The following is a 21,463-nucleotide window of genomic DNA, read 5'->3' as shown; positions in this document are numbered from 1 at the left end:
CGATGGCCCAGCGGGGTTCCTCTAATTTCGTCCGGTTATGAAAAGATCGAAATCGATTATTAAGGGGAATGAGGGGTTTGCGGTAAAATCGTCGGTTATTCCAGATGCATCGGCGGCCGACTGGCGGGCCAACTCGCCGGCCGGCCGCCGTTTTGTTTACATGATCGAATTACGCAATCTCTCGCAGCGTTTCCCCGGCCCGGGCGGCTGGGTCGAAGCGCTGCGCAACGTCAACCTGACGATCCCGCAAGGCGAGGTGTTCGGCATCATCGGCCGAAGCGGCGCCGGCAAGAGCACGCTCGTGCGCACCATCAACCTGCTCACGCGGCCGACCGAAGGCAACGTCGTCGTCGGCGGGCGCGATCTGATGCTGCTGTCGGCGAGCGCGCTGCGCGAGGCGCGCCGCGAGATCGGCATGATCTTCCAGCACTTCAACCTGCTGTCGTCGCGCACGGTGTTCGACAACGTCGCGCTGCCGCTCGAGCTGGCCGGCGCGAGCCGTGCCGACATCGAGGCGGCCGTGCTGCCGCTGCTCGACCTCGTCGGGCTGTCCGCACAGAAGGATCGCTATCCGGCGCAGATCAGCGGCGGGCAGAAGCAGCGCGTCGGTATCGCCCGCGCGCTCGCGAGCAAGCCCAAGGTGCTGCTGTCGGACGAAGCGACCTCCGCGCTCGATCCCGAGACGACGCGCTCGATCCTCGACCTGCTCAAGCGCATCAACCGCGAACTCGGCCTGACGATCGTGCTGATCACGCACCAGATGGAAGTGATCAAGCAGGTCTGCGATCGCGTGGCGGTGCTCGATGCGGGGCGCGTGGTCGAGGAAGGCCGCGTGATCGACGTGTTCCTGCAGCCGCATCACGAAGTGACGCGCGCGCTGATCGGCGACGTGATCGCGCAGGAACTGCCGCCCGCGCTGAAGGCGCGCGTGGCCGAGCGGCTGAAGACGGGCAGCGGGCATCTGCTGCGGCTCGCATTCACGGGCTCGGGTGTCGACCAGCCGATCCTGTCGGAGACGATCCGCCGGTACGAACTCGATTTCAACATCCTGCATGGCCAGATCGACGAGATCCAGGGGCAGGCATTCGGTTCGCTCGCGGTGCTCGCCGGCGGCGAGCCGGGCAAGGTCGGGCAGGCGCTCGCGTTCCTGCGCGAGCAAGGTGTGGTGGTAGAGGAGCTTTCGTATGTTGAGTGAGATGTTCGATATGTTCGTGCAGTCGTTCTGGGAGACGCTGATCATGGTCGGCATCTCCGGGGCGGTCGGCGCGCTCGTCGGCCTGCCGCTCGGCGTGCTGCTCTACCTGACCGACCGCCAGGGCGTGCTGCAGAACCTCGCGGTGAATCGCGTGCTCGGCGGCATCGTGAACGCGGTCCGCTCGACGCCGTTCATCATCCTGCTGGTCGCGGTGATTCCGTTCACGCGGCTCGTCACCGGTTCGTCGATCGGCACGGCCGCGGCGGTCGTGCCGCTGACGCTCGCGGCCGCGCCGTTCATCGCGCGTCTCGTCGAAACGGCGCTGCGCGAAGTCGACCGCGGGCTGATCGAGGCCGCGCAATCGATGGGCGCGACCACGTCGCAGATCGTGTTCAAGGTGCTGTTGCCCGAATCGCTGCCGGGCGTCGTCGCCGGTCTGACGATCACGTTCGTGTCGCTGGTCGGCTATTCGGCGATGGCCGGTGCGATCGGCGGCGGCGGGCTCGGCGATCTCGGGATCCGCTACGGCTACCAGCGTTATCTGCCGGAAGTGATGTGGACGGTCGTCGCGATCCTGATCGTGTTCGTGCAGATCGTGCAATCGTTCGGCGACTGGCTGGTGCGCCGGCTGAGCCACAAATAAGACCACACCGATCCGATAGGGGAGAGACGATGCAACGACGCTTCATGCTGAAATTCGCGGCGGCGCTGGGTGCGGCCGCGCTGTTCGCGGGCGCGCACGCGCAGGCCGAAACCATCAAGGTAGGCGTGACGGGCGGCCCGCACGCGCAAATCATGGAAGTGGTCAAGAAAGTCGCGGCGAAGGAGGGGCTCGAGATCCGCATCGTCGAATTCTCCGATTACGTGCAGCCGAACGCCGCGCTCGCGTCGGGCGACCTCGACGCGAACAGCTATCAGCACGATCCGTATCTGCAGGCGCAGGTGAAGGATCGCGGCTACAAGCTGATCAAGGTCGCGGATACCGTCACGTTCCCGATGGGCATCTATTCGAAGCGCGTGAAGTCGCTGGCCGAGCTGAAGCCGGGCGCGCGCGTCGCGGTGCCGAACGATCCGACCAACGGCGGCCGCGCGCTGCTGTTGCTGCAGAAGCAGGGACTGCTGAAGCTGCGCGCGGATGCGGGGCTGAAGGCCACGCCGCTCGATATCGTCGACAATCCGCGCAAGCTGAAGATCGTCGAACTCGACGCGGCGCAGATTCCGCGTTCGCTCGGCGACGTCGACGCGGCCGCGATCAACACCAACTACGCGATGGAAGCGGGGTTGAAACCGAAGCAGGACGCGATCGCGATCGAGGGCCCGAGCGGCCCGTACGCGAACATCCTCGCGATCCGCGAGGCCGACCGGAACAAGCCGTGGGTCGCCAGGCTGATCGCGGCCTATCACTCGGCCGACGTGAAGCAGTTCATCGAAGGCAAGTTCGGCGGCGCGGTCATCGCCGCCTGGTAACGGCCGGAGCACGGACGCCCGGCGGGATTAGAGTCGATGATCGAAAACCCGGGCTTTGCGTCCGGGTTTTTTCTCTTTTAAAATAGAACGACCGTTCGCTATCATTGGCGCGTCGCCGAGAAGCGGTATCCTCGACAACCATGATGGTTGGATCCCGCCTGGCCGCGCAGTCATGAGGCCTCGCTATAAAATGGCCTCTGGTCGTATTCGTAACTTTGGAGCGTGTGCATGAAAATCCTGGTGCCAGTGAAAAGAGTGGTCGATTACAACGTGAAGGTCCGCGTGAAGTCGGACAACACGGGCGTCGACATCGCGAACGTGAAGATGTCGATGAACCCGTTCGACGAAATCGCCGTTGAAGAAGCCGTGCGCCTGAAGGAAGCGGGCGTCGCGACCGAAGTGATCGCGGTGTCGGTGGGCGTCACGCAGGCGCAGGAAACGCTGCGTACGGCACTCGCGATCGGCGCGGATCGCGCGATCCTCGTCGAATCGAACGACAGCGTCGAGCCGCTGGCCGTCGCGAAGATTCTGAAGGCGCTGGTCGACAAGGAGCAGCCGCAGCTGGTGATCCTCGGCAAGCAGGCGATCGACGACGATTCGAACCAGACCGGCCAGATGCTGGCCGCACTCGCAGGCCTGCCGCAAGCGACGTTCGCGTCGAAGGTGACGATCGCCGACGGCCGTGCGACGGTTGCACGCGAAGTCGACGGCGGCGCGGAAACGCTGTCGCTGACGCTGCCGGCGGTCGTGACGACCGACCTGCGCCTGAACGAGCCGCGCTACGTGACGCTGCCGAACATCATGAAGGCGAAGAAGAAGCCGCTCGAAACGGTGAAGCCGGAAGACCTCGGCGTGGACGTCACGCCGCGTCTGAAGACGCTGAAGGTGGCCGAGCCGCCGAAGCGCGCGGCCGGCGTGAAGGTGCCGGACGTGAAGACGCTGGTCGAGAAGCTGAAGACCGAAGCCAAGGTGCTGTAAGAGGGAGCGCAAAGAAATGACGATTCTGGTGATTGCAGAACACGACAACGCGTCGATCAAGGCCGCGACGCTGAACACGGTGGCGGCGGCCGCGAAGATCGGCGGCGACATCCACGTGCTGGTCGCGGGCCACAACGCGCAAGCGGCTGCCGATGCGGCTGCGAAGATCGCAGGTGTGTCGAAGGTGCTGCTGGCCGACGCGCCGCAACTGGCCGAAGGCCTGGCGGAAAACGTCGAAGCGACCGCGCTGAACATCGCGAAGGATTACTCGCACATCCTCGCGCCGGCGACGGCCTACGGCAAGAACGTCGCGCCGCGCATCGCCGCGAAGCTGGACGTCGCGCAGATCTCGGACATCACGGCGGTCGATTCGGCCGACACGTTCGAGCGCCCGATCTACGCGGGCAACGCGATCGCGACGGTGCAGTCGAGCGACCCGATCAAGGTCATCACGGTGCGTGCGACGGGTTTCGATCCGGTGGCAGCGGAAGGCGGCAGCGCGGCGGTCGAGAAGATCGAAGCGGCGGCCGACGCCGGCAAGTCGCAGTTCGTGAGCCGCGAAGTGACGAAGCTGGACCGTCCGGAACTGACGTCGGCGAGCATCATCGTGTCGGGCGGCCGCGGTCTGGGTAGCGGCGAGAACTACACGAAAGTGCTGGAGCCGCTGGCCGACAAGCTGTCGGCGGCACTCGGCGCATCGCGCGCGGCAGTCGACGCCGGCTACGTGCCGAACGACTACCAGGTCGGCCAGACCGGCAAGATCGTCGCGCCGCAGCTGTACATCGCGGTCGGCATCTCGGGAGCGATCCAGCATCTGGCCGGCATGAAGGATTCGAAGGTGATCGTCGCGATCAACAAGGATCCCGAAGCACCGATCTTCAGCGTGGCCGATTACGGCCTCGTCGGCGATCTGTTCTCGCTCGTGCCGGAGCTCGTGAACGAACTCGGCTGACACGGCGTGACGCTTCGGCGGTAAGCACGGCAGAAGGGGCGCGATGAGCGCCCCTTTTTGTTGCGTCATCGCTGAAGAGTGGCGGGTGTCGTTCGCCGAGAGGGTGCGCGATCGTACCGCGCCATGCGGAACGCATCGTCGGCCACGCGCGACTGGCAGCGCCGATTCGCTCGACGGGCGACAACTGCATGCCCCCGTTGCCTGAAGCCTCGTGCCGAGCCGCCGCTCGCAGTCGTACTTGCGCTCGCCGAAGTGACAAAGGCGCCCTCGGGCGCCTTTGTCAGTGCTGCGACCGGCCCGCATCGCCGCGAGCCGGTCCGATTCAAGCGTAAGCCGGGCGCGTCTGGCCGGGCACGTCCTTCAGGTAGCGATGCACCGACAGGTCGTCGGCCTGGATCGCCGGCTTCTTGCCCGAGATCAGGTCGGCGAGCAGTTGGCCCGACCCGCACGACATCGTCCAGCCGAGCGTGCCGTGGCCGGTGTTCAGGAACAGGTTCGACACCGGCGTGCGGCCGACGATCGGCGTGCCGTCCGGCGTCATCGGGCGCAGGCCGGTCCAGAACGTGGCCTTCGACGTGTCGCCACCGCCCGGGAACAGGTCGTTCACGCACATTTCGAGCGTTTCGCGGCGCGCCGCGCGCAGGTTCTTGTCGAAGCCGACGATCTCGGCCATGCCGCCCACGCGGATGCGCTGGTCGAAACGCGTGATCGCGATCTTGTACGTTTCGTCGAGCACCGTCGATACGGGGGCGGCCGCCTCGTTGACGATCGGCGCGGTGATCGAATAGCCCTTCAGCGGATAGACGGGAATCTTCATCAGGTTCGCGATGAAGTTCGTCGAGTACGAGCCGAGCGCGACGACGTATGCATCGGCGCGCACCGTCTCGCTGCCGCACTGCACGCCGGCGATCTTGCCGCCGGCGATCGCGAGCGCGTCGATCGGCGTGTTGTAGCGGAATTTCACGCCGAGCGATTCGGCGAGCGCGGCGAGGCGCGTCGTGAACAGCTGGCAATCGCCGGTTTCGTCGCCCGGCAGGCGCAGGCCGCCCGTCAGCTTGTGCGAGACGGCGGCGAGGGCCGGCTCGGCGTGCTTGAGCTCGACCGGCGACAGCAGTTCGAACGGCACGTTCGCTTCCTGCAGCACCGCGATGTCCTTCGCCGCGCCGTCGAGCTGCTGCTGCGTGCGGAACAGTTGCAGCGTGCCGCCCGTGCGACCTTCGTACTGGATGCCGGTGTCGGCGCGCAACGCCTGCAGGCAATCGCGGCTGTATTCGGCGAGGCGCACCATGCGGCCCTTGTTGACCGCATAGCGTTCGGCCGTGCAGTTGCGCAGCATCTGCCACATCCACTGGAGCTGGAAGCGCGTGCCGTCGAGGCGGATCGCGAGCGGCGCGTGCTTCTCGAACATCCACTTGACGGCCTTCAGCGGCACGCCGGGCGCGGCCCACGGCGCGGCATAGCCGGGCGAGATCTGGCCTGCGTTCGCGAAGCTCGTCTCGAGCGCCGGGCCGGCTTCCCGGTCGATCACCGTGACTTCATGGCCGGCGCGCGCGAGGTAATACGCGCTTGCCACGCCCACCACACCGCTGCCCAGAATGACGACTCGCATAGCTGCTCCAGATCGAAGGAATCAGGTCGAGGCCGGACGCACCCGCGGCTCCGTGTAACCTCTAGCTGATCTAGTTTTTTGCGCTATGGTATTGTCGAATGTGTAGGTTTTGTTATCGTATTTTTTCGGTTTTCAGCAGAAACAAATGAGAACGCAACGTCAGCCCGTACGCTCGCTCGACAAGCTCGACCGGCGCATCCTGAAACTGCTTCAGGACGATGGCCGGATGGCGATGAAAGATCTCGCGGAACAGGTCGGACTGACCGTCACGCCGTGCATCGAGCGCGTGCGGCGCATGGAGCGCGACGGCGTGATCACCGGCTATCACGCGCGGGTCGACCCGGGCCAGTTGGGGGCCGCGCTGCTGGTGTTCGTCGAGATCACGCTCGGCCACAAGGGCGGCAACATGTTCGAGCAATTCCGCCGGGAAGTGATGAAGATCGACGAGGTGCTCGAATGCCATCTCGTGTCCGGCGATTTCGACTACCTGATCAAGGCGCGGATCGGCGAGATGGCCGACTACCGGAAACTGCTCGGCGACATCCTGCTGCAGTTGCCCGGCGCCGTGCAGTCGAAGAGCTATGTCGTGATGGAGGAAATCAAGGAGACCCTGACGATCTCCGTCGGCGAGTGACGTGCCGGCGGCCCGTGTGTCGGGCCCTTTATCCCGCCCTTGGCATGCTGCGCCCAATACTGTATAAATGTACAGTATTGGGCGCAGGCGAATGGGTGGGCACATGGACGATCGGTCCGACAACGAATTTCCGGTAGCGCCGCCCGTGCCCCGCAAGGGGCGCGGTGCGGTCGACAACCTGCAGGGGCGATACGAAATCGCGCAGCGCGAAGCGGTGGACGACGGCTGGACGCACGAGTCCGACGATGCCGATTTCCCCGCACCGCTGCGTACGCAGGTATTCGAGGAACGGGCGAAGAGCATCCTGACGCGCAACCAGTCGCCCGATATTCCGTTCAGCGTGTCGCTCAATCCGTATCGCGGCTGCGAGCACGGTTGTATCTACTGCTTCGCGCGGCCGACGCACAGCTATCTCGGGCTGTCGCCCGGGCTCGATTTCGAAAGTCGCATCTACGCGAAGGTGAACGCGGCCGAACTGCTGGAGCGCGAGATCTCGCGCAAGCGCTACGTACCCGAGCCGATCGCGCTCGGGGTCAACACCGACGCATACCAACCGGTCGAGCGCGACCTGCGCATCACGCGCAGCGTGATCCAGGTGATGCACGATCGTGGGCTGCCGTTCGCGGCGATCACGAAATCGTCGCTGATCGAGCGCGATCTCGACCTGCTCGCGCCGATGGCCGAACGCGGGCAGGTCATGGCGGCGGTCACGATCACGACGCTCGATGCCGAGCTCGCGCGCACGCTGGAGCCGCGCGCGGCCACCCCGGCGCGGCGGTTGCGCACGATCCGCGCGCTGCGCGAGGCGGGCGTGCCGGTCGGCGTGAGCATCGCACCCGTGATTCCGTTCGTCACCGAGCCCGACATGGAGCGCGTGCTGGAGGCGTGCGCGGAAGCCGGTGCCACGCATGCGAGCTACATCATCCTGCGGTTGCCGTGGGAGGTCTCGCCGCTGTTCAAGCACTGGCTTGCCGCGCATTTTCCCGATCGTGCGGAGCGCGTGATGAACCGCGTGCGCGACATGCGCGGCGGCAAGGATTACGACTCGGATTTCTCGAAACGAATGAAGGGCGAGGGGATCTGGGCCGACCTCTTGCGGCAGCGCTTTCGCCAGGCCGTCAAGCGCCTCGGGTTGAACGAGCGCACGAACGGCATTCTCGACCTGTCGCGGTTCAGCGGTGCGCCGGCTGCCGAGGTGCCGGCGCCGCGTGTTGCGGTTCGTGCCGCCGGCGCGAAGTCGCGCGACGACATGCAATTGAACCTGTTCTGACCGGCGAGCGGTGCGGTTGCCGGTGTGCCGTATTGGCCACGCTTACTGCGAAATCTGCTTGGCCGCTTCGACCTGCGATTCGAAGTACGTCTGGAACGACAGTGCAAGTGCGGTCATCAGCAGGAACGCGCCGATCAGCAGCGAGAAGATCACGACGAAGATCACGGTCCAGCCCGACTGGCTGTGCTTGCCGGTGTCCGCATTGAATTGCGCATCCCATTTTTCGTCGGGGCGCAGCCCGTAGACGAGTGCGGCGAGGAATGCCGCCAGCAGCGAGATGGCGCCGGGTACCGCGAGCCACCAGCCGAGGCCGGCGCTGCGCTGGGTGGCGGCGAGCAGGAGGAAGCCCGGGATACCGACGATCGTCGCGAGCAGGTGCGCCCAGCCGTACACGTCGCGAAAGCCGTACAGATAGAAGCGGTGCGCGCCGATCGATCCGAGCAGGAATGCGAGGGCGGCGGTGAGCGTCTTGGAGCGGAAGCGGCGGGGCGATGCAGTGCTGCTGGACATGGATGGCGGCGTATTGTCGTTGGCATGGGCGGGGCCGGCAGGCCCGCGCGGGCGCGCGGCCCGGCACGCATTCTACGATGCCCGGTCGGGCCGGGTCATCCGCCGCCTGCGTCAAGGTGCCGCATAGGTGACGCGGTAGATCGCGCCCGCATAATCGTCGCTGACGAGCAGCGAGCCGTCGGGCAGCGGCAGTACATCGGCCGGGCGTCCCCATACGGTGCCGTCGGGGCGCAGCCAGCCTGTGACGAACGGCATCTGGCGTGCGTGGCTGCCGTCGGCCGAGACGACGACGCGCATCACGCGGTAGCCGACCTTCGTGCTCCGGTTCCACGAGCCGTGTTCGGCAATGAAGACGTTATTGCGATACGGCGCCGGAAACATCGATCCGGTATAGAAGCGCATCCCGAGCGCCGCGACGTGCGCGCCGAGTTTCAGGACGGGCGGCACATAACGGCGGCAGACGTCGGCGCCGCCGAATTCGGGGTCGGGCGTATCGCCGCCGTGGCAGTATGGGAAGCCGAAGTCGAGGCCGGCGCGCGGCGCACGGTTCAGCTTGTCGTCGGGCACGTCGTCGCCCATCATGTCGCGCCCGTTGTCGGTGAACCACAGCTCGCCCGAATCGGGATGCCATGCAAAGCCGACCGTATTGCGTATGCCGCGGGCGACCACTTCGCGCCCGCTGCCGTCGGCGTTCATCCGCGCGATGATCGCGTAGCGGCCGCGATCGGCAAGGCAGACGTTGCACGGCGCGCCGGTCGGCACGTACAGCTTGCCGTCGGGGCCGAACGCGATGAATTTCCAGCCGTGATGGTGGTCGGTCGGCAACGCGTCGGTCACGACGACCGGTGCGGGCGGTCTGGCGAGCCGGTCGTCGATATGATCGAGGCGCACGATGCGCGACACGGCGGATATATAGAGGGCGCCATCGCGATAGGCGACGCCGACCGGCATGTCGAGCCCGGACGCGATCACGTAGCTTGCCGTGATCCGACCCTCGCGCATCACGAATGCATGGACCCGGCCATCCCGTGTGCCGACATACAGAATGCCGCGCGGCGACCACGCCATTTCGCGTGCGGCCGGTACGGCGTCGGTCAGCACGTCCACATGAAAGCCGGGCGGCACGATGAGCTCGTTCACCGACAGCGGCGCGGCAAGCACCGGTGCGGACACGACGCAGGCAAGGGCGGCAAGCAGCGCCGCGAATGGACGTGGGGCGCGGCGTATCGGGGCGGCGCGAAAGGGCGGCATGACGGTCGGGAACGTCCTGGATACGACGATTGTAGGCCCGGCGGACGGGCCGTCCGCGGTTTTTTGCGCGTAAGTGTTTGTTGTACCTCTGGTTTCCGGCTATAATCGCGTGTTTCAGTAGTTTCGAACCCGGTTTTCCCGAAGGACATCATATGGTTATCATCCGTCTGGCTCGTGGCGGCTCGAAGAAGCGCCCGTTCTACAACATCGTTGCTACCGATTCGCGCAACCGTCGTGACGGCCGCTTCATCGAGCGCGTCGGCTTCTACAACCCGGTCGCCACGAAGGGCGAATCGCTGCGTATCGCTCAGGATCGCCTGACGTACTGGCAAGGCGTTGGCGCGCAACTGTCGCCGACCGTCCAGCGTCTCGTGAAGGAAGCGCAAAAGGCGCAACCGGCTGCCTGACATGGCACGGTGTGCCGGTCGTGCCGGCTGTGAGGTGCATTGATGGCGGGTCACGATTCCGGTAATGCAAGGCGCGGGCGTGCGTCATTCGGCGCATTCGTCCGCAAGCCGGTCGAGCGCGACACGATCGCGAACGCCGGCCAGGCTGCCGAACAAGGCGGTCCTGAAGCGACGCAAGCCTGGCCCGACGATGCCGTCGAGGTCGGGGCAGTGGTCGACGCCTACGGCCTGAAAGGCTGGATCAAGGTGGCGACGCATGCCGATGCCGGTCGCGGTGGCGACGCGCTGCTCAACGCGCGTCGCTGGTGGCTGGAACGCGGTGCGGAGCGGCTTTCCGTCCGCATCATGCAGTCGAAGACGCACAGCGACACGGTCGTTGCGCAACCCGCGGGCGTCAGCGACCGCGATGCTGCGCTGTCCATGCGCGGCTTTCGCGTGTTCGTGCGCCGGGAAGATTTCCCGGCACTGGCCGCGGACGAATTCTATTGGGTCGACCTGATCGGTCTCGATGTCGTCAACGAGCAATCGGTGGCGCTCGGGAAGGTGAGCGGGATGATCGACAACGGCGTGCATTCGATCATGCGTGTCGAGTATCCGGCAACCGGCAAAGACGGTCAGCCGACCACCGACGAGCGGTTGATTCCGTTCGTCGGCGTATACGTCAAAACGGTGGATCAGGCGGCGCGTCGCATCGTCGTCGACTGGGAAGCCGATTACTGAAATGAACCAGGTTCCCGAGCGCGCGGTGCAGTTCGACGTCGTCACGCTCTTTCCCGAGATGTTCCGTGCGCTGACCGACTGGGGAATCACCAGCCGGGCCGTCAAGCAGGGGCGCTTCGGGCTGCGCACCTGGAACCCGCGTGATTTCACGACGGACAACTACCGCACGGTCGACGATCGTCCGTACGGCGGCGGTCCGGGCATGGTGATGCTGGCCAGGCCGCTCGAAGCCGCGATCGACGCCGCGAAAGCGGCGCAGGCGGAGCAGGGTATCGCGAGTACGCGGGTCGTGATGATGTCGCCGCAAGGCGCGCCGCTCACGCATGAGCGTGCGGTGCGGATGGCGCAGGAACCCGGCGTCGTCGTGCTGTGCGGCCGTTACGAGGCGATCGACCAGCGCCTGCTCGATCGTTGCGTCGACGAGGAAATCAGCCTCGGCGATTTCGTGCTGTCGGGCGGCGAGCTGCCGGCGATGGCGATGATGGATGCCGTCGTGCGCCTGTTGCCCGGCGTGCTGAACGATGCGCAGTCGGCGGTGCAGGACAGCTTCGCCGACGGGCTGCTCGACTGTCCGCATTACACGCGCCCCGAGGAGTATGAGGGGGTGCGCGTGCCGGACGTGCTGCTCGGCGGGCATCATGCCGAGATCGAGAAGTGGCGGCGCCAGGAAGCATTGAGGAATACACTGCGGAAGCGGCCGGACCTGATCGTCCGGGCGCGCCGCGAGAAGTTGCTGAGCCGGGCCGACGAGGCGTGGCTTGCGAACCTCGCACGCGAAGCGAAGGACGCCTCCTGAGGCGGTTTCGCGGGCGGGAAATGGCGGTGCCGTGCATGCGTGCGCGGCGCCTGATGTGAATCCATCCTCTATCGGGGCCGGGCCTGGAAGCAGGCGGGTGCAAACGCCGACAAGATGGCATAAGGAGTCAGTAATGAATCTGATCGCAAAACTTGAGCAGGAAGAGATCGAGCGCGCGCTCGCCGGCAAGACGATTCCCGATTTCGCCCCGGGCGACACGGTGATCGTGAACGTGAACGTGGTTGAAGGTAACCGCAAGCGCGTTCAGGCGTACGAAGGCGTCGTGATCGCAAAGCGCAACCGTGGCCTGAACTCGAACTTCATCGTCCGCAAGATCTCGTCGGGCGAAGGCGTCGAGCGTACGTTCCAGACGTACTCGCCGCTGCTGGCGAGCATCGTCGTGAAGCGTCGCGGCGATGTGCGTCGTGCGAAGCTGTACTACCTGCGCGAGCGTTCGGGCAAGTCGGCTCGTATCAAGGAAAAGCTGGTGTCGAAGGATCGCGCCGCAGCAGCTTCCCAAGAGTAAGAGCTGTAAGGAAAAAGCACCCAACCGGGTGCTTTTTTCATTCTGGCGCGACAATATGCTCGATACGACACGAACCCGAGAGCCCCATTGAATCGCCGCCCCATCATCGATCCCGAAGTATTGCCGGTCGAAGGCACCGGTGCCGGCCTGCCTGTCATCGATGCCCGGCTGATGACGCCGTCCGGCCTGCGCGAACGTTTCGCGCGCACGCTCGAATGGAGCGTCGAGCCCGGCGAGGCGAGACTGCAGGAAGGCATCGATCCGCGTAGCGCGGCCGTCCTCGTGCCGCTCGTCGTCCGCGAGTCCGGCCTCACCGTGCTGCTGACGCAACGCGCCGATCACCTGAACGACCACGCCGGACAGATCAGCTTTCCCGGCGGCCGCCGCGAGCCGTACGATCGCGACGCGATCGCCACTGCGTTACGCGAGGCAAAGGAGGAGATCGGGCTGGCCGCCGAGCGTGTCGAGATTCTCGGTGCGCTGCCCGACTACCTGACCGGCACGGGTTTCTGCGTGACGCCGGTGGTCGGCCTCGTGCATCCGCCGTTCACCGTGCAGGCAGACACGTTCGAAGTGGCCGAGATTTTCGAAGTGCCGCTCGCGTTCGTGATGGATCCCGCGAACCATCAGGTCCGCGTGTTCCGGTGGGAAGGCGGCGAGCGTCGTTTTTTTGCCATGCCCTACCCGAATGGCGAAGCGGGCGGGCATTACTTCATCTGGGGCGCAACTGCCGGCATGTTTCGCAATCTGTATCGCTTCTTGGCCGCCGGCTAGGCGGGCGCGCCGGGCGGTGCGTGCGAGCGGCTGCCGGGCAACCGCGCCGGCAGCCATGCGCGGCTGACGCTGTGCTATCGTTATGCAAAAAATGACATAACTCCGAAGACGGCGCCACGCATGACTTTCTTTTCGGTTCTCCTCGCCCTCATCATCGAACAGGTCCGCGCGTTGTCGCCGAGCAATCCGGTGTTCGCGCTGTTCCAGTTTCATGCGGAAACCGTCGCGCATGGCCTCGACGCCGGCAAGCAGAAGCACGGCCTGCTCGCATGGCTGGCGGTCGTGCTGCCGTGGGTGCTGATCGTCGCGCTGATCTATTTCCTGCTGTACAAGGTGAGCTTCGTGCTCGCGTTCATCTGGAACGTCGTGGTCGTGTATTTCACGCTCGGCTTCCGTCAGTTCAGCCACTACTTCACCGATATCCATCTCGCGCTCAACAACGACGACGTGCCGCGCGCGCGCGAAATTCTGCACGAGTGGACGGGCATCGACACGGTCGACATGCCGGTCGGCGAAATCGTTCGCCATACGCTGATTCATGCGGTCGTCGCGTCGCATCGCCACGTATTCGGCGTGTTCTTCTGGTACGTGCTGCCGATCGGCCCGGCCGGCGCCGTGCTGTACCGAATTTCCGAATACCTGGCGCGCAGCTGGTCGACGCCGGGCGACGATCGTACGGCCGCATTCTCGACGTTCGCGCAGCGCGCGTTCTTCGTGATCGACTGGATTCCGTCGCGGCTGACGGCGCTCGGTTTCGCGATCGTCGGCAATTTCGAGGATGCGATCTACGCGTGGCGCAATCACACGCGCCAGTGGCCCGACCCGAACGACGGCGTATTGCTGGCCGCCGGCAGCGGAGCGCTTGGCGCGCGTCTCGCCGGGCCGCTCGCGGAACCGTCGAGCCTCGACGCGCTGGCGGTCGGCGACAGCGGTCCGTTGACGGTTGGCGACGATTGCACGCCGCGCACGCTGCAGTCGGCGGTCGGCCTCGTATGGCGCGCGGTGATCCTGTGGATGATCCTGCTGCTGATGTTGACGCTCGCCGTCTGGGTATCGTGACGGGGTAGCGCAGGACCCGATGAAAGCAAAGGCCGGCTGGATGCCGGCCTTTTTTGCTGTGCGGTCAGTCGTCGCGGGGATCGCGCACGGCGCCGCATTGCCAGCACGCGGTGAATTGCGCTTCGAGCGCTTCGCCGCACTGCCGGCAGCGCCAGGGTGCCGCGCCGGCCGACGGGCCGTGCGACGCGGCATCGAGCAGCCGGCGGGCGAGCGCGTCGTCGCGTTCGTCGTCGAGCCACAGCTCGGGCGTACATGCATCGGCGGGCAGGCCGCCGAGCGCGCCGGTCGCGTAGCAGTTGTGTAGCTCGCAACCGATGCCGGCCACCTGGAGCACGTTGGCCCAATGCTGCGCGGTCGCGAGGTCGGGTGCCTTGAAACGCATCGCGGCTCCTGTCGATGAGGGCCGGCCTGGCGCCGGCAGGCCGTCGCGCGTGGCGCGATCAGCGTACGATCTGGCTCGCCTCGTGCACGAGCTGCGCGTAGAGCGCGTGCCGCGACGGCGCGATGCGGCCGTCGGCGACGGCTTCGAGGATCGCGCAGCCGGGCTCGTGCAGATGATGGCAATTATAGAAACGGCAGTCCGCGAGCAGCGGCCGGAATTCCGGAAACGCGCGCTCGAGGCGGCCTTCGGTCAGGTGGTAGAGGCCGAATTCCTGGAAGCCCGGCGAATCGATCAGCGCACCGCCGCCTTCCAGCGGGTACAGGCGCGTGAACGTCGTCGTGTGACGGCCGCTGTTGAGCGCGGCCGAAATCTCGCGGGTCGCGGCTTCCGCGTCGGGCACGAGCAGGTTCACGAGCGTCGACTTGCCCATCCCGGACTGGCCGAGGAGGATCGTCGAATGCCCGGCGAGGTACGGCATCAACTGCGCGCGCGCGTCGTCCGGCGCGCCTTTCACCGACAGCTCGAGCACGTCGTAGCCGAGTGCGCGGTACGGCGCGAGGCGCTCGCGTGCGACCGGCAGCGCGGCCTCGACGTCGATCTTGTTCAGCACGACGAGCGGCTTCAGCTCGTTCGCTTCGGCGGCGATCAGCGCGCGGCCGAGCAGGTCCTCGCTGAAATAGGGTTCGGTCGCGAGCACGATCAGCAACTGGTCGAGGTTCGCCGCGAACAGCTTCGACTTGAACTGGTCGGAGCGATACAGCAGGTTGCGCCGCTCGCCGATCTCCACGATCACGCCCTGGTCGGCCGACGCGAGTTCGTACGAGACGCGGTCGCCGACCGCGATGTCGCTCTTCTTGCCGCGCGGAAAGCATTGCAGCATCGGGCCGCCGTCGTCGGGTGCGACGATGTAGTGGCGGCCGTGCGCCGCGATCACGCGGCCTTCGGCCCGTTGCGCGCCGGACGCGCGCGGGGCCGGCTTGCGGGAGGTCGGCCGGCTCATGCGTGCTGCAGCAGGCGGTCGATCCGCTGCGACGCGGGCGGATGCGAGTAGTAGAAGGCCGTGTAGACGGGGTCGGGCGTCAGCGTCGACGCGTTGTCCTCGTAGAGTTTCACGAGCGCGCTGACGAGATCCTGCGCGTCGGTCTGGCTGGCCGCGAACGCGTCGGCCTCGAATTCGTGCTTGCGCGACGTGAGGCTGCTGAACGGCGTCGCGAAGAACAGGAAGACCGGGATCGCAAGGAAGAACAGGACGAGCGCGGCGCCCGCGTTGCTCGAGTCGAGCGACGGCGTGACGCCGAGCCCCGTATAGAACCACGTGCGTTGCGCGAGCCAGCCGAGCAGCGCGAGCAGCACGACGCTCAGCACGAACGACACGAGCATCCGCTTCATCACGTGGCGGCGCTTGAAATGGCCGAGTTCGTGCGCGAGCACGGCTTCGATCTCCTGGCCGGACAGGCGCGCGAGCAGCGTGTCGAAGAAGACGATCCGCTTCGATGCGCCGAAGCCCGTGAAGTACGCGTTGCCGTGCGCGGAGCGGCGGCTGCCGTCCATCACGAACAGGCCCTTCGCCGCGAAGCCGCAGCGCTTCATCAATGACTCGATGCGCGCGCGCAGCGCGTCGTCCTTCAGCGGCTCGAACTTGTTGAAGAGCGGCGCGATGAACGTCGGGTAGATGAGCAGCACGAGCATCTGGAACGCGACCCACACGATCCAGGTCCACAGCCACCACAGGCTGCCGGCCTGGGTCATCAGCCACAGCACGACGAACAGCAGCGGCAGGCCGAGCGCGGCGCCGAGCAGCGCATTTTTCAGCATGTCGGTGAAGAACAGGCGCTTGGTCATCCGGTTGAAGCCGAAGCGCTGCTCGATGCCGAACTGGCGGTAATACTCGAACGGCACGTCGATCACGCTGGTGATCACGAGCACCGCGGCGACGAGGGCGACCTGCTGCCCGTAGCCGCGGCCGAGCCAGCCGGTTAGCAGCGTGTCGAGCGCGCCGACGCCGCCGAGCAGCGTGAGGCCGACCAGCACGGCCGCGCTGACGACGATCTCGAGCATCGTGAGCCGGGTGCGCTCGACCGTGTAGTCGGCCGCGCGCTGGTGGGCGGTCAGCGGGATGGTGGCGCTGAATTGCGCGGGCACGCCGTTGCGGTGCGCGGCGACGAAGCGGATCTGCCGCGACGCGAGCCACAGCTTGGTGACGACCATCGCGAGGACGGCGAACGCGAACAGCAGGGTGAACGAAAAGGGTGACATCGAAGGCGCCAAAGGGTTCTATGCGAGAATTATATGTTCTTGCGGACCGGCCCCGCTGATGCGATGCCGCCGCCCGGGCGGTGCCGCATCGGCGATGCCCGCTCCGCCATTTTCCAGGATGAATCATGACCGATACCGCCGCTTCCGCCAGCCAGCCCGCGCTCGTGCGCAACGAGTTGAACCTCGTCTGGCTCGACATGGAGATGACGGGCCTCGACCCGGATAACGACCGCATCATCGAGATCGCGGTCGTCGTGACCAATTCCACGCTCGACATCGCCGTCGAGGGCCCGGTATTCGCGATCCACCAGAGCGACGAGACGCTCGCGAAGATGGACGACTGGAACAAGTCGACGCATGGCCGCTCGGGCCTGATCGACCGCGTGCGCGCCTCGACCGTGACCGAGGCGGAGGCCGCCGCGCAGTTGCAGGCGTTCCTCGCGCAGTACGTGCCGCCCGGCAAGTCGCCGATGTGCGGCAACTCGATTTGCCAGGACCGCCGCTTCATGGCGCGCTGGATGCCGGAATTCGAGCGATTCTTCCACTACCGCAACCTCGACGTCAGCACGCTCAAGGAGCTCTGCCGCCGGTGGCAGCCGGCCATCTACAAGGGGTTCCAGAAGCGGGCGATGCACACGGCGCTCGCGGACATCCACGAGTCGATCGACGAGCTGAAGTATTACCGCGAGCATTTCCTGATTCCGGCCGCGTCGGTGTCGGCAGGCGAGTCCGCGCCGGCCGCCTGAGCGGGCCGGCACGCGCGCAGCGCCCGGCAAACGCGTTCAGCGCCGCGCGCTTTTCGGCCGGAACGCCGCGACCACCGCGGCGTCGGTCTCGATATACGGGCCGCCGATCAGGTCGATGCAGTAGGGCACCGCCGCGAAGATGCCGGGCACGGTCGACTTGCCGTCGGCGTCGCGCAGCCCTTCCAGCGTTTCCCGGATCGACTTCGGCTGGCCGGGCAGGTTGATGATCAGCGCCGCATGGTCGGCCGTTTCGCGGATCACCGCGACTTGCCGCGACAGGATCGCGGTCGGCACGAAATTCAGGCTGATCTGCCGCATCTGTTCGCCGAATCCCGGCATTTCCTTCGTCGCCACGGCCAGCGTGGCTTCCGGCGTCACGTCGCGGCGTGCGGGGCCGGTGCCGCCCGTCGTCAGCACGAGGTCGCAGCCGGCGACGTCGACGAGCTCGGTCAGCGTGGCCGAGATCGTCGGCGCGTCGTCCTGGATCAGGCGCGTTTGCGCGCGCCACGGCGAAACCAGCGCGCCGGCAAGCCATTCCTGCAGCGCCGGAATGCCCTTGTCCTCGTAGACCCCCGTGCTCGCGCGGTCGCTGATCGACACGAGGCCGACCAGGAGCTCGTCCGGGTGGTTACGCTTCGTCGTCATGGTCGTCTCCGGCATCGTCGGCCGCTTCGTCGTCGCTGTCGGACGCGCCGCCCGCCGCCTTGATCCACTGGAACAGCTCGCGGAAATAGCGCGGCGGCTTGCCTTGCTGCGCTTCCTTGCGTGCGTTGCGGATCAGCGTGCGGCCTTCCTGGATGTCGGCGTCGGGGTGCTGGCGCAGGAATTCGGTCAGCGCGTCGTCGCTCGCGAGCAACTGTTCGCGCGTGCGCTCGATCCAGTGCAGGCGGGCCGTCGCGGCCTTGTTCACGCCGCGTTGCGCGTCGAGCGCGGTGCGCAGCGCGGCCGTTTCTTCGTCGGTCAGCGAGCGCATCACGCGGCCGACGTACTGGAGCTGGCGGCGCTTGCCTTCGTGATCGGTGATCCGGCGCGCCTCGCGCACCGCGTCCGCGAGGTCTTCCGGCATCGGCATGCGCTTGAGCGCGTCCTTCGGCAGGTCGACGAGCGCCTGGCCGAGTTCCTGCAGCGCGTGCATTTCGCGCTTCAACTGGGATTTGCTGGGGCGATCGTAGCCATTGTCGTCGTCCTCGACGGCAGGTTCGATCGGCTGGATTCGGGTTTTGCGTGTCATGGGCCGCATTGTATCGCGGCGCGGACACCCCAAGCTTGTCTGTGTCCGGCCCCGGACCTTGCTATGATCGCGGGATACGCAACATTTTGACCATGCGGGCGCCCGCCCGCCACCGGATACCAAGACGATGGCAGCCAATCTCGACGTACAAGCGCGCTATTTCCCGCACACGCAGGACCAGCTCAAGGAAATCGCATCGGACATCCTTCGCCATGCGAAGGCGCTCGGCGCGACGGACGCCGCGACCGAAATCTCCGAGGGCGACGGCCTGTCGGTGTCGGTGCGCCGCGGCGAAGTGGAAACGATCGAGCACAACCGCGACAAGATGGTCGGCGTGACCGTGTTCATCGGCAAGAAGCGCGGCAACGCGAGCACGTCGGATTTCTCGCCGGCCGCGATCAAGGATACCGTCGCCGCCGCCTACAACATCGCGCGCTTCACCGCCGAGGACGAGGCGGCCGGCCTCGCCGAGGCCGAGCTGCTCGAAACCGACCCGCGCGACCTCGATCTGTACCACCCGTGGGCGCTGAGCGCCGACGAGGCCGTCGAGTTCGCCCGCCGCGCGGAAGACGCCGCGTTCGCGGTCAGCCCGCAGATCCGCAATTCGGAAGGCGCAAGCGTGTCGGCGCAGCACTCGCAGTTCGTGCTCGCGACATCGCGCGGCTTCCTCGCCGGCTATCCGTACTCGCGCCACTACATCGCGTGCGCGCCGATCGCGGGCAGCGGCCGTCACATGCAGCGCGACGACTGGTATTCGTCGAAGCGCAGCGCGATCGATCTCGCCGCGCCGGAAGCGGTGGGCCGTTACGCGGCCGAACGCGCGCTCGCGCGAATGGGCGCGCGCCGTCTCGACACGCGCAAGGTGCCCGTGCTGTTCGAGGCGCCGCTCGCGGCCGGCCTGCTCGGCGCATTCGTGCAGGCGGTGAGCGGCGGCGCGCTGTATCGCAAGACGTCGTTTCTCGTCGACAGTCTCGGCAAGCCGGTGTTCGCGCCGCACGTCCAGGTGGTCGAGGATCCGCACGTGCCGCGCGCGATGGGCAGCGCGCCGTTCGACGAGGAAGGCGTGCGCACGCGCGCGCGCAGCGTCGTGAAGGACGGCGTCGTCGAAGGCTATTTCCTGTCGACCTATTCGGCACGCAAGCTCGGCACGCAAACCACCGGCAACGCGGGCGGCTCGCACAACCTCGCGCTGCGCAGCTCGAACACGCAGCCGGGCGACGACTTCGACGCGATGCTGAAGAAGCTCGGCACGGGCCTGCTGCTGACCGAGCTGATGGGGCAGGGCGTGAACTACGTGACGGGCGACTATTCGCGCGGCGCGGCTGGCTTCTGGGTGGAGAACGGCGTGATCCAGTATCCGGTCGAGGAAATCACCGTCGCCAGCACGCTGCAGGAGATGTTCCGCCATATCGTTGCGATCGGTGCGGATTCGATCGTGCGCGGCACGAAGGAAACCGGCTCGGTGCTGATCGAGCAGATGACGATCGCAGGGCAGTAAGCCATGCGCGGCGCAGGCCGCCAGGAAACGAAAAAGCCCGACCGGCGCAAACCGGTCGGGCTTTTTTCATCGCGCGCGCAAGCCGTCAGCCGCGCTTGCGCGTGTAGACGACGAACGCATAGCCGAACGTGTTCGGCGCGGCAGCCTGATGCGCGTCGCGCGAGATTTCCTGCCAGTGCGCGGCGTCGGGCGCCGGAAACGACGCGTCGCCCTCGAAGTCGGCGTCGATCTCGGTGACGATCAGCTTGTCGGCGAGCGTCAGGCCTTCCGCATAGAGTTGCGCACCGCCGAGCAGGAATGCCTCCGGCACGCCGTCGCGCGCGGCGAGCGCCAGCGCGTCGGCGAGCGACGTGACGGTGTCACAGCCTTCGAAACGTCGCGTGGCGTCGCGCGTGACGACGATATTGCGGCGCCCCGGCAGAGGCCGGCCGATCGACTCGTGGGTCTTGCGGCCCATCACGATCGGCGCGCCCATCGTCGTGCGCTTGAAGAACGCGAGATCCTCGGGAAGTTTCCAGGGCAACTGGTTGTCGCGGCCGATGATGCCGTTGCGGGCACGCGCGACGATCAGGGTCAACGTCGTCATGAAGGTGGGGGAGGAAGGAAAACGGAATGGGGCCGATTTTACCGGAACGGCGGCGCGCACCGGATGCCCCGGGCTCACATGCGCGCCGGCACTGCTCGTGCGGTGCGCCGTGCGCCGCGACGCGTGATGCCTCCGCGTCGCGACGAGCGTCCGAATAAAAAGAGTGCCCGCCGGGGGACGGAGCACCAAAACCCGTTGTATCGCCGATCGGCGATACCGGTTCCGATCGATGGCATCCCGTTCGACCGGATCGTCATTTCAATATGCAATCCTGATTGATCGGAGCGAATGAGGCTCACGGGTGCGTATCGGCTTGCGCGCTGCGCGCCGGCGCATGCCGCATCTCGGCCGGTTGCGGCGCCGGGAGCGGCATCGGCAGGTGGGGCGGCGGGATCTCGTCCCACAGCGTCACGGAGGCTTTGCCGGCCGATAGTGGTTGCGGTGCCGACACGGTGACGATGCCGAGCCCGTTGCCGTGCTGCATGCTTGGCGCATCGGCGGCAAGCAGCATGGCGCGCTCCGACCGCATGTCTTCGTCCGCGCATGCCGGTGCGGGCGGGCCGGCGGCCGAGAGCACAAGCATCATCGACGCGAAAGAAAGTAAACGATGTTTTCG

The 21,463-nt window shown here is 66.4% G+C and carries 25 protein-coding genes; 15 read left to right on the top strand and 10 right to left on the bottom strand.

The annotated features are described in order from the left end of the window. Positions 1–160: 160 nt before the first annotated feature. From HWX62_RS09750 to HWX62_RS09730, 5 genes are all read left to right on the top strand, one after another. Positions 161–1,195, top strand: coding sequence for a methionine ABC transporter ATP-binding protein (locus tag HWX62_RS09750; protein WP_175929680.1), 1,035 nt, complete (start codon positions 161–163; stop codon positions 1,193–1,195). Next, a complete protein-coding gene (locus HWX62_RS09745) occupies positions 1,185–1,838 on the top strand; it encodes a methionine ABC transporter permease (RefSeq protein WP_006486982.1) in 654 nt (217 codons plus the stop codon). The genes HWX62_RS09750 and HWX62_RS09745 overlap by 11 nt, the downstream gene beginning before the upstream one ends. A gap of 29 nt (positions 1,839–1,867) precedes the next feature. Next, entirely contained in the window at positions 1,868–2,662 is a 795-nt protein-coding gene (locus tag HWX62_RS09740; protein ID WP_175929679.1) for a MetQ/NlpA family ABC transporter substrate-binding protein, read from the top strand. 228 nt (positions 2,663–2,890) lie between these two features. Further along, positions 2,891–3,640 carry an electron transfer flavoprotein subunit beta/FixA family protein gene (locus HWX62_RS09735; protein WP_175929678.1) on the top strand — a complete coding sequence of 250 codons (750 nt, stop codon included), beginning with the start codon at positions 2,891–2,893 and terminating at the stop codon, positions 3,638–3,640. Between the two features lie 16 nt (positions 3,641–3,656). Beyond that, positions 3,657–4,592: an electron transfer flavoprotein subunit alpha/FixB family protein gene (locus HWX62_RS09730; protein WP_059638223.1), complete on the top strand. Its 936-nt coding sequence runs from the start codon at positions 3,657–3,659 to the stop codon at positions 4,590–4,592. Positions 4,593–4,914: 322 nt separating this feature from the next. On the opposite strand, the gene HWX62_RS09725 is transcribed toward HWX62_RS09730, so the two are convergent. Further along, positions 4,915–6,201 carry a D-amino acid dehydrogenase gene (locus HWX62_RS09725; RefSeq protein WP_175929677.1) on the bottom strand — a complete coding sequence of 429 codons (1,287 nt, stop codon included), beginning with the start codon at positions 6,199–6,201 and terminating at the stop codon, positions 4,915–4,917. 145 nt (positions 6,202–6,346) lie between these two features. On the opposite strand from HWX62_RS09725, the gene HWX62_RS09720 reads away from it, so the two are divergent. Together HWX62_RS09720 and HWX62_RS09715 are read left to right on the top strand one after the other, a co-directional pair. Then, positions 6,347–6,835, top strand: a complete 489-nt coding sequence (locus HWX62_RS09720) for an Lrp/AsnC ligand binding domain-containing protein (protein ID WP_006762687.1) — start codon at positions 6,347–6,349, stop codon at positions 6,833–6,835. A gap of 91 nt (positions 6,836–6,926) precedes the next feature. Next, positions 6,927–8,105, top strand: coding sequence for a PA0069 family radical SAM protein (locus HWX62_RS09715; protein ID WP_175929676.1), 1,179 nt, complete (start codon positions 6,927–6,929; stop codon positions 8,103–8,105). A 42-nt stretch (positions 8,106–8,147) separates the two neighbouring features. Here HWX62_RS09715 and HWX62_RS09710 read toward each other — a convergent pair whose 3' ends face one another. Beyond that, the gene (locus HWX62_RS09710) at positions 8,148–8,615 is read right to left on the bottom strand and encodes a TM2 domain-containing protein (RefSeq protein WP_023475835.1); all 468 of its coding nucleotides are present in this window, start codon (positions 8,613–8,615) and stop codon (positions 8,148–8,150) included. 111 nt (positions 8,616–8,726) lie between these two features. Then, the gene (locus HWX62_RS09705) at positions 8,727–9,866 is read right to left on the bottom strand and encodes a PQQ-dependent sugar dehydrogenase (protein ID WP_175929675.1); all 1,140 of its coding nucleotides are present in this window, start codon (positions 9,864–9,866) and stop codon (positions 8,727–8,729) included. A gap of 152 nt (positions 9,867–10,018) precedes the next feature. On the opposite strand from HWX62_RS09705, the gene rpsP reads away from it, so the two are divergent. The 6 genes from rpsP to HWX62_RS09675 all read left to right on the top strand — a co-directional run bounded on the left by rpsP (position 10,019) and on the right by HWX62_RS09675 (position 14,148). After that, entirely contained in the window at positions 10,019–10,273 is a 255-nt protein-coding gene (gene rpsP, locus HWX62_RS09700) for a 30S ribosomal protein S16 (protein ID WP_006476550.1), read from the top strand. 42 nt (positions 10,274–10,315) lie between these two features. Continuing rightward, positions 10,316–10,993, top strand: coding sequence for a ribosome maturation factor RimM (gene rimM / locus HWX62_RS09695; RefSeq protein ID WP_175929674.1), 678 nt, complete (start codon positions 10,316–10,318; stop codon positions 10,991–10,993). Position 10,994: 1 nt separating this feature from the next. After that, positions 10,995–11,789, top strand: coding sequence for a tRNA (guanosine(37)-N1)-methyltransferase TrmD (trmD, locus tag HWX62_RS09690; protein WP_175929673.1), 795 nt, complete (start codon positions 10,995–10,997; stop codon positions 11,787–11,789). Between the two features lie 133 nt (positions 11,790–11,922). Continuing rightward, positions 11,923–12,315, top strand: a complete 393-nt coding sequence (rplS, locus tag HWX62_RS09685) for a 50S ribosomal protein L19 (protein ID WP_059574047.1) — start codon at positions 11,923–11,925, stop codon at positions 12,313–12,315. An 87-nt stretch (positions 12,316–12,402) separates the two neighbouring features. Beyond that, complete coding sequence (locus tag HWX62_RS09680) at positions 12,403–13,089, top strand: CoA pyrophosphatase (protein WP_175929672.1); 687 nt, start codon at positions 12,403–12,405, stop codon at positions 13,087–13,089. Between the two features lie 120 nt (positions 13,090–13,209). Continuing rightward, positions 13,210–14,148 (top strand): CobD/CbiB family protein, encoded by a 939-nt coding sequence (locus HWX62_RS09675; protein WP_175929671.1) that lies wholly within the window; start codon positions 13,210–13,212, stop codon positions 14,146–14,148. Positions 14,149–14,212: 64 nt separating this feature from the next. Here HWX62_RS09675 and HWX62_RS09670 read toward each other — a convergent pair whose 3' ends face one another. Genes HWX62_RS09670 through HWX62_RS09660 form a run of 3 tightly spaced genes read right to left on the bottom strand, consistent with a single transcriptional unit; the run spans position 14,213 to position 16,786 of the window. Beyond that, a complete protein-coding gene (locus HWX62_RS09670; RefSeq protein WP_021159739.1) occupies positions 14,213–14,530 on the bottom strand; it encodes a hypothetical protein in 318 nt (105 codons plus the stop codon). A gap of 58 nt (positions 14,531–14,588) precedes the next feature. Continuing rightward, a complete protein-coding gene (gene rsgA, locus HWX62_RS09665) occupies positions 14,589–15,530 on the bottom strand; it encodes a ribosome small subunit-dependent GTPase A (RefSeq protein WP_175929670.1) in 942 nt (313 codons plus the stop codon). Beyond that, positions 15,527–16,786, bottom strand: a complete 1,260-nt coding sequence (locus tag HWX62_RS09660) for a M48 family metallopeptidase (RefSeq protein ID WP_175929669.1) — start codon at positions 16,784–16,786, stop codon at positions 15,527–15,529. Before HWX62_RS09660 ends, rsgA begins: the two co-directional genes overlap by 4 nt. A gap of 125 nt (positions 16,787–16,911) precedes the next feature. Here HWX62_RS09660 and orn point away from each other — a divergent pair, with 125 nt between their 5' ends. Further along, positions 16,912–17,532: an oligoribonuclease gene (gene orn / locus HWX62_RS09655; protein WP_175929668.1), complete on the top strand. Its 621-nt coding sequence runs from the start codon at positions 16,912–16,914 to the stop codon at positions 17,530–17,532. A gap of 36 nt (positions 17,533–17,568) precedes the next feature. Here the strand turns inward: orn and mog are convergent, their stop codons facing one another. Together mog and yjgA are read right to left on the bottom strand one after the other, a co-directional pair. After that, on the bottom strand, positions 17,569–18,177 hold the full coding sequence (gene mog, locus HWX62_RS09650; RefSeq protein WP_175929667.1) for a molybdopterin adenylyltransferase: 609 nt from the start codon (positions 18,175–18,177) through the stop codon (positions 17,569–17,571). Continuing rightward, a complete protein-coding gene (gene yjgA, locus HWX62_RS09645; RefSeq protein ID WP_279610460.1) occupies positions 18,161–18,763 on the bottom strand; it encodes a ribosome biogenesis factor YjgA in 603 nt (200 codons plus the stop codon). The genes mog and yjgA overlap by 17 nt, the downstream gene beginning before the upstream one ends. 127 nt (positions 18,764–18,890) lie before the next feature. Between yjgA and pmbA the strand changes: the two genes are divergently transcribed. Next, on the top strand, positions 18,891–20,261 hold the full coding sequence (pmbA, locus tag HWX62_RS09640) for a metalloprotease PmbA (protein WP_175929665.1): 1,371 nt from the start codon (positions 18,891–18,893) through the stop codon (positions 20,259–20,261). 85 nt (positions 20,262–20,346) lie between these two features. Here the strand turns inward: pmbA and HWX62_RS09635 are convergent, their stop codons facing one another. Together HWX62_RS09635 and HWX62_RS09630 are read right to left on the bottom strand one after the other, a co-directional pair. Then, positions 20,347–20,847: a dihydrofolate reductase gene (locus HWX62_RS09635; RefSeq protein WP_175929664.1), complete on the bottom strand. Its 501-nt coding sequence runs from the start codon at positions 20,845–20,847 to the stop codon at positions 20,347–20,349. 295 nt (positions 20,848–21,142) lie between these two features. After that, a complete protein-coding gene (locus HWX62_RS09630; protein WP_244136004.1) occupies positions 21,143–21,358 on the bottom strand; it encodes a hypothetical protein in 216 nt (71 codons plus the stop codon). Between the last annotated feature and the right edge of the window lie 105 nt (positions 21,359–21,463).

This window comes from Burkholderia sp. BCC0506, assembly GCF_902833145.1.
In the GTDB taxonomy this organism is placed as follows: domain Bacteria; phylum Pseudomonadota; class Gammaproteobacteria; order Burkholderiales; family Burkholderiaceae; genus Burkholderia.
Note: the sequence above shows the minus strand (reverse complement) of the source record. Positions and strands in the feature narration are given on the sequence as shown.

Bases quoted from the DNA above. Each gene is read 5' to 3' on its own strand.
- HWX62_RS09720 (WP_006762687.1), top strand. From the start codon at position 6,347: ATGAGAACGCAACGTCAGCCCGTACGCTCGCTCGACAAGCTCGACCGG.
- HWX62_RS09660 (WP_175929669.1), bottom strand. From the start codon at position 16,786: ATGTCACCCTTTTCGTTCACCCTGCTGTTCGCGTTCGCCGTCCTCGCG.
- HWX62_RS09705 (WP_175929675.1), bottom strand. From the start codon at position 9,866: ATGCCGCCCTTTCGCGCCGCCCCGATACGCCGCGCCCCACGTCCATTC.
- rimM (WP_175929674.1), top strand. From the start codon at position 10,316: ATGGCGGGTCACGATTCCGGTAATGCAAGGCGCGGGCGTGCGTCATTC.
- HWX62_RS09670 (WP_021159739.1), bottom strand. From the start codon at position 14,530: ATGCGTTTCAAGGCACCCGACCTCGCGACCGCGCAGCATTGGGCCAAC.
- pmbA (WP_175929665.1), top strand. From the start codon at position 18,891: ATGGCAGCCAATCTCGACGTACAAGCGCGCTATTTCCCGCACACGCAG.
- HWX62_RS09740 (WP_175929679.1), top strand. From the start codon at position 1,868: ATGCAACGACGCTTCATGCTGAAATTCGCGGCGGCGCTGGGTGCGGCC.
- HWX62_RS09715 (WP_175929676.1), top strand. From the start codon at position 6,927: ATGGGTGGGCACATGGACGATCGGTCCGACAACGAATTTCCGGTAGCG.
- mog (WP_175929667.1), bottom strand. From the start codon at position 18,177: ATGACGACGAAGCGTAACCACCCGGACGAGCTCCTGGTCGGCCTCGTG.
- HWX62_RS09725 (WP_175929677.1), bottom strand. From the start codon at position 6,201: ATGCGAGTCGTCATTCTGGGCAGCGGTGTGGTGGGCGTGGCAAGCGCG.
- orn (WP_175929668.1), top strand. From the start codon at position 16,912: ATGACCGATACCGCCGCTTCCGCCAGCCAGCCCGCGCTCGTGCGCAAC.
- HWX62_RS09675 (WP_175929671.1), top strand. From the start codon at position 13,210: ATGACTTTCTTTTCGGTTCTCCTCGCCCTCATCATCGAACAGGTCCGC.
- rplS (WP_059574047.1), top strand. From the start codon at position 11,923: ATGAATCTGATCGCAAAACTTGAGCAGGAAGAGATCGAGCGCGCGCTC.
- HWX62_RS09730 (WP_059638223.1), top strand. From the start codon at position 3,657: ATGACGATTCTGGTGATTGCAGAACACGACAACGCGTCGATCAAGGCC.
- HWX62_RS09750 (WP_175929680.1), top strand. From the start codon at position 161: ATGATCGAATTACGCAATCTCTCGCAGCGTTTCCCCGGCCCGGGCGGC.
- HWX62_RS09735 (WP_175929678.1), top strand. From the start codon at position 2,891: ATGAAAATCCTGGTGCCAGTGAAAAGAGTGGTCGATTACAACGTGAAG.
- trmD (WP_175929673.1), top strand. From the start codon at position 10,995: ATGAACCAGGTTCCCGAGCGCGCGGTGCAGTTCGACGTCGTCACGCTC.
- HWX62_RS09635 (WP_175929664.1), bottom strand. From the start codon at position 20,847: ATGACGACGTTGACCCTGATCGTCGCGCGTGCCCGCAACGGCATCATC.
- HWX62_RS09745 (WP_006486982.1), top strand. From the start codon at position 1,185: ATGTTGAGTGAGATGTTCGATATGTTCGTGCAGTCGTTCTGGGAGACG.
- rsgA (WP_175929670.1), bottom strand. From the start codon at position 15,530: ATGAGCCGGCCGACCTCCCGCAAGCCGGCCCCGCGCGCGTCCGGCGCG.
- yjgA (WP_279610460.1), bottom strand. From the start codon at position 18,763: ATGACACGCAAAACCCGAATCCAGCCGATCGAACCTGCCGTCGAGGAC.
- rpsP (WP_006476550.1), top strand. From the start codon at position 10,019: ATGGTTATCATCCGTCTGGCTCGTGGCGGCTCGAAGAAGCGCCCGTTC.
- HWX62_RS09630 (WP_244136004.1), bottom strand. From the start codon at position 21,358: ATGCTGCTTGCCGCCGATGCGCCAAGCATGCAGCACGGCAACGGGCTC.
- HWX62_RS09710 (WP_023475835.1), bottom strand. From the start codon at position 8,615: ATGTCCAGCAGCACTGCATCGCCCCGCCGCTTCCGCTCCAAGACGCTC.